Origin of the sequence: Holdemanella sp. DFI.5.55, assembly GCF_020593575.1 — a bacterium.
Lineage (GTDB): Bacteria > Bacillota_I > Bacilli_A > Erysipelotrichales > Erysipelotrichaceae > Holdemanella > Holdemanella hominis.
The window spans coordinates 1-2,710 of record NZ_JAJDMK010000134.1 but is presented as its reverse complement, the minus strand read 5'-3'; the positions used below and the strand labels follow the sequence as shown (position 1 = coordinate 2,710).

The 2,710-nt window shown below is 34.5% G+C and carries 3 protein-coding genes; 2 read left to right on the top strand and 1 reads right to left on the bottom strand.

All coding sequences use genetic code 11. The annotated features are described in order from the left end of the window. The first annotated feature begins 157 nt into the window (after positions 1-157). The gene (locus tag LJE08_RS13290; RefSeq protein ID WP_186998343.1) at positions 158-1,033 is read left to right on the top strand and encodes a Cof-type HAD-IIB family hydrolase; all 876 of its coding nucleotides are present in this window, start codon (positions 158-160) and stop codon (positions 1,031-1,033) included. On the opposite strand, the gene LJE08_RS13285 is transcribed toward LJE08_RS13290, so the two are convergent. Continuing rightward, a complete protein-coding gene (locus LJE08_RS13285; protein ID WP_227403485.1) occupies positions 1,020-2,057 on the bottom strand; it encodes a M42 family metallopeptidase in 1,038 nt (345 codons plus the stop codon). The genes LJE08_RS13290 and LJE08_RS13285 overlap by 14 nt on opposite strands. A 110-nt stretch (positions 2,058-2,167) precedes the next feature. Between LJE08_RS13285 and LJE08_RS13280 the strand changes: the two genes are divergently transcribed. Next, positions 2,168-2,638 (top strand): hypothetical protein, encoded by a 471-nt coding sequence (locus LJE08_RS13280; protein WP_227403484.1) that lies wholly within the window; start codon positions 2,168-2,170, stop codon positions 2,636-2,638. Positions 2,639-2,710: the final 72 nt, after the last annotated feature.

Genomic DNA, 2,710 nt, shown 5'->3' with positions numbered 1-2,710 from the left:
GTGACCTGCCGGTTAACAGCCGGATGCTCTACCGACTGAGCTATTCAGGCATTTGCTTTTCACTTGACTGCCTGTATATAATACCAAAAGATGTTGTGTTATGCAAGTACTTTTTATAAAATTATGATATATTATTTTTTAAATGGAGGGATGTATTATGTTAGATGCGATTGTAATGGATATGGATGGTACTTTATTGGATCCAAATAATAAAATTTTACCGGAAACGAAGGCAGCATTGATTGCTTGTCAAAAGCAGGGAACAAAGCTTGTGCTTGCGAGTGGTAGAAGTTATACAAGATTACTTTCATATGCTAAAGAATTAGAGATGGATGTATATGGTGGCTATTTGTTAGAGGTAGACGGTATTGCATATTATGATGTTCAAAAGGATGAGCGTCATGTTTTAAAACAGATGTATAAGGAAGATGTTGAGCCTGTTTTTGCGTATTTGATGCATAAAAATTGTGAGACAATGGCTGTATTTAACGATGGATTATTTGATTATATTCCAGATCATATAATGGAAAAGAAAAAAATATTAAGAAATTCAAAAGAATATCCAGAGGATTTTCCTTGGACGGGTGGTCCTTGGTCTTGGCTTGCAGATATGCGTGATGGATATCCTAAGATTACGTATATTAAGGATCTCAGTGAAATTCAATATCCTGTAAATAAGATTCAGACAATTGAGGATGAAGAGGTAACTACACAGTTGGCTTTGGATATTAAAAATGAATTTAAAGATCAATATGAAGTGTTCCGTACTTGTCCTAGAGAATTAGAGATTTTGCCAAAGGGATATAGTAAGGGAGCTACTTTAGTTCGCATGATGGATATGTTTGGTTGGGATAAGGATAAAGTCTTCACATTTGGTGATGGTGAAAATGATGTGAGTATGTTTGGTGTTGTAACTCATAGTTTTGCGATGGGCCAGGCTATGGATTATGTAAAAGAAAAAGCAGCTCATGTGACCAAGTCCAATGTGGAACAGGGTATTGTAGCTGCTTTAAAGGATTTTAATATTTTGTGATATAGCTAACGACAAGCTTCATTGTGTTTTCTACACCATCACAGTGTGTTCTTTCCATTCCGTGGCTTGCATGGACACCAGGGCCAATCAAGGCTCCTTTGATGTCGTTACCACCGCGTAATGCGGCACTGACATCTGAACCGTATTGTGGGTAGATATCAACGGCATAATTAAGCTTGTTTTCTTTTGATAGTTCAACTAGACGAGTAATCATTTCGTAGTCGTATGGTCCGCTTGAATCTTTTGCACAGATTGAAACGTCTTGTTCCGTACAAGCAAGGTCTGTACCGATGCATCCCATGTCTACGGCTAATAATTCTTCGACTTCTTCTGGAAGACAACTTGCTCCATGACCAACTTCTTCATATGTACTGAACATAATGACTAAGTCTCTTTGAGGTGTGACGTTGTTGTCTTTTAAGTATTTTAGTACGCCCATTAAAGCTGTAGCTGAAATCTTATCGTCTAAGAATCTAGATTTAATGAATCCACTTTCTGTGATTTGTGTTTTTGTGTCAATACAAATAAAGTCTCCGTTGCAGATACCTAATTTTTCAACATCTGCTTTTGAGTGTACAACTTCGTCGATACGAACTTCCATTGTATCTTCTTTTCTTTCTAATGTTGAAGCATCTGGATATACGTGTACGCTTGGTGAACAAGAAAGAATCGTTCCTGTATATACCTTTCCATCACGAGTATAGATCTTACAATATTCTCCGTCTAATGTTGGTAAGCATGGGCCTCCGACTTTAGTAATGGCAAGTTTTCCGTTGTCTTTGATGGAACGAACCATAAGTCCTAATGTATCTAGGTGAGCACTCAATCCTAATGTGTGTTCAGAATCTTTTCCGTCTACATAGATCAATAAATTTCCTTTTTGGTTACGACCTGTTGTGTAGCCTAATTTTTTAGCTTCTTCGTCCATGAAATCGATGGCTCTTTTTGTGTAGCCTGTTGGTGAATCAATATTCAAAATTTGTTTGGCGATGTCACAGACATATTCTTTATCAAATGGTTGCATATTTTAAAACTCCTCCTGTATGTATTATACGCTTTTATACAAATTCAAGACAATGTATTCATCCTTTTTTTGAAAATTGTGATATTGTACTAGAAAAGGAGGCTAATTGTATGGAATTAAATATAAGAGAAGAAAAATTAAGGAATTTATTTAAACAGTTTCAAGTGGAACATAATGAGAATTGTGAGACAGTATTTATTGATAATAATGATGAACATTTAGAAAACTATTTAAATGAATCAAATACGGTATATTTACATATGGTGGATTATGAAGTAAGACATCTTGATTTAACTAAAGTAAATACAATATTTGTGAATAAAGAGTATGCGAGTAAATTAGAAAATGGAATTCAGGATGAACAAAGACTTCTGGAATTATTGTTAAATAAATATCCAAATCTTAGAGTTGTATTAATTACCGATAAAAAAGGTGCTTATTATAAAGATAAAGACATGATGATTTACCAGAAAGAATTGGCTTCTAATTTTGATAAAGACTTATTCTTAGTTAAATATATGGCTTCAGAATTAAAGGGAAATTCAGAAATGACATCTTTATATCGAGGTGTAAATCAGTAAGTTGATATTTAACATCTTTCTCGTTATAATACAAATACAGAAAAGACTACTAGATATGGTGGTCACTCTGGA